The organism is Petrotoga halophila DSM 16923, assembly GCF_002924615.1.
This window is the reverse complement of the sequence record NZ_JALY01000243.1, coordinates 1-2,105: the sequence shown is the minus strand read 5'-3', so window position 1 is coordinate 2,105 and position 2,105 is coordinate 1. Positions and strand designations below refer to the sequence as shown.

Genomic DNA, 2,105 nt, shown 5'->3' with positions numbered 1-2,105 from the left:
ATGTACGAAAAGAACGAAACTGCAAATTTGGTTACTAAACAGGTTGTCAACGTTTTACCAGGAGAACCAGCGCTATTAAGTTTGAAGAATTCAGAGAGTATCGTTTTTACTACCTACAGAAACGAATTTAGAAATATTGAGAGTGGAATAGAAATAGAAATGACTCCAACTATGATGAATCAAATTCTTCAACTTTCTTTTAAGACAAAAACATCAAACTTGATGGAAGTTACAAGAGATAGCTATTTACTTTCAGAGTCAGAGTTGGAGACCAAGATCAATTTAAACCCCAACGAAATTTTATTGATCGCTGATTTGGACTTGAGCCAACTTTATTCAAAAAGTGGGGGAACGCCACTTCTGAAAGACCTGCCTTTTTTTAGGTTTTTATTCGGGGATAACCAAAATAAAGATGAAAGTAAACGGATGATGATATTTTTAACTGCTAGCTCAACCTTTCAAGGGGTTGACCAAAAATGAAAAAGTATATCTATCTTCTAATACTCTTCGTTTTGACGTTTCATACATTTGCGTTTTCACAAAGTTCTCAAATGTATAATTACTCAATATACTCTGTTTTGAAGAATGATAGCAGAAGTGAAACGTTGCTCGGTAGTGTGGCTGTTATTCAAGGTTATACTTTCAATTTTGATTCAAAAGGTAATGTTGAGGCTACTTTTGAAATTACTCCTCTCAATGACTTGGGAGATCAGGTTAGAACAAAAATTATTCTAGACAGTGTGAATATGCACTTTGAAAATACTATCGACTTATTGAAAAACAATAAAAACTATGTCACCTCTATTTATTATTTAGAAGGGAACGAAGAAAAGACGTTGGACATCTATCTCCAAGTTAACAACGTTGAAAAATTAGAATTCACAGATCAAAAAGAATTTTCAAAAAAGAATAAAATTGCTCTTAAAACTTATTACAACCAATTTACTTATTATGAAGATGAGTTCATTACCGAAACAGAAGTGGAATTAAATGATTTAGTTTTCTTTGGCATGAGTAACTTACTTGATTACAAAAATGGGGGTTACTATGTAGGACTCATTTTTAATGGAATGAAAGTTGGTGTAAACTATCAAAATGAGACCTTTTATCTTTTTTTGAACGATAAGACATACATAGACTCTATTGAATTCGAGGGGGTATTTGTTCCTTACATATTTTCCAATAACAGCCTTGATTTCAAAGGAGATTTTGCATTCACAGCAACTAAAAACTTCCCTACATTTAAAATCTTCGATTTAAAAGATACACTTACCAACGAAGAACAAGGTTTTTATTTGGGAGAAAAATTAGCACAAGCGTTGAATTTTGAAGTTCTTGGATTTTACCTTGGGGGAGAGCTTAAAAAATTGGCTGTGAATATGAACAACAACTTTTTTGTTGGCTTAGATTTGAGTTATTTGGAAAATCATTATGGCTTCTCCTTAAAAGGAGGCATTTTGAATCAAATATCCAACTTCAAATTTGAGACCTTAGGCGGTTATAACTTTGTTTCTAACACATTTTCTTTTTCTCTTGTATCCTCGTACGAATTTTAGTAAATATACATCGATTTAAATATGTTAATATTTTTGGGTTTATCATCAAAAGTGTTAAAATATTAATAGATTAAGTATTAAGGGGGCATACCCTATGTTAAATATCTATATGTTAGGGGATTTTAAAATCTTTCTTGATGATAAACCAATAGAAAATTTAAAATCAAGGAAAGCCAGAGAAATTCTTAAATATCTTATACTCAACAGAGGTCAAAAGGTTTCCGTTTTTGAATTGTACGATCTATTTTGGCCCGGTTTCGATGATGAAAGTGCGAGGCAAAATTTAAACACTACATTATATTATATTAGAAAAAATTTGGGATTGAGCAGCGACGAATTAACTTTGCAAGAAGATTTTTGTTTATTTTCGAAATCAAATGATATCTATATCGATTTGGAAGAATTTTTAGCCTTAAGCGATGAAAGTTTTAAAGAGAAAGAAATCAATAGACGTTTGTTTTTGTTCTCAAAGGCGGTTAGTTTATACAAAGGCGAGTTACTACAAGAAAATGTTCAGGAGGAATGGGTAAGAGAAAAAAGGGAATATTT

General features: G+C 31.4%; 3 protein-coding genes. All 3 read left to right on the top strand.

Annotated elements, in window-relative coordinates:
- Positions 1–480 (top strand): secretin GspD/PilQ domain-containing protein (locus tag AA81_RS11740; protein ID WP_103899130.1); only part of this gene is annotated, 480 nt, incomplete at its 5' end.
- Complete coding sequence (locus AA81_RS11735) at positions 477–1,556, top strand: hypothetical protein (RefSeq protein WP_103899129.1); 1,080 nt, start codon at positions 477–479, stop codon at positions 1,554–1,556. The genes AA81_RS11740 and AA81_RS11735, both read left to right, overlap by 4 nt.
- Positions 1,557–1,650: 94 nt before the next feature.
- A partial coding sequence (locus tag AA81_RS11730; RefSeq protein ID WP_211292703.1) for an AfsR/SARP family transcriptional regulator occupies positions 1,651–2,105 on the top strand: 455 nt, incomplete at its 3' end.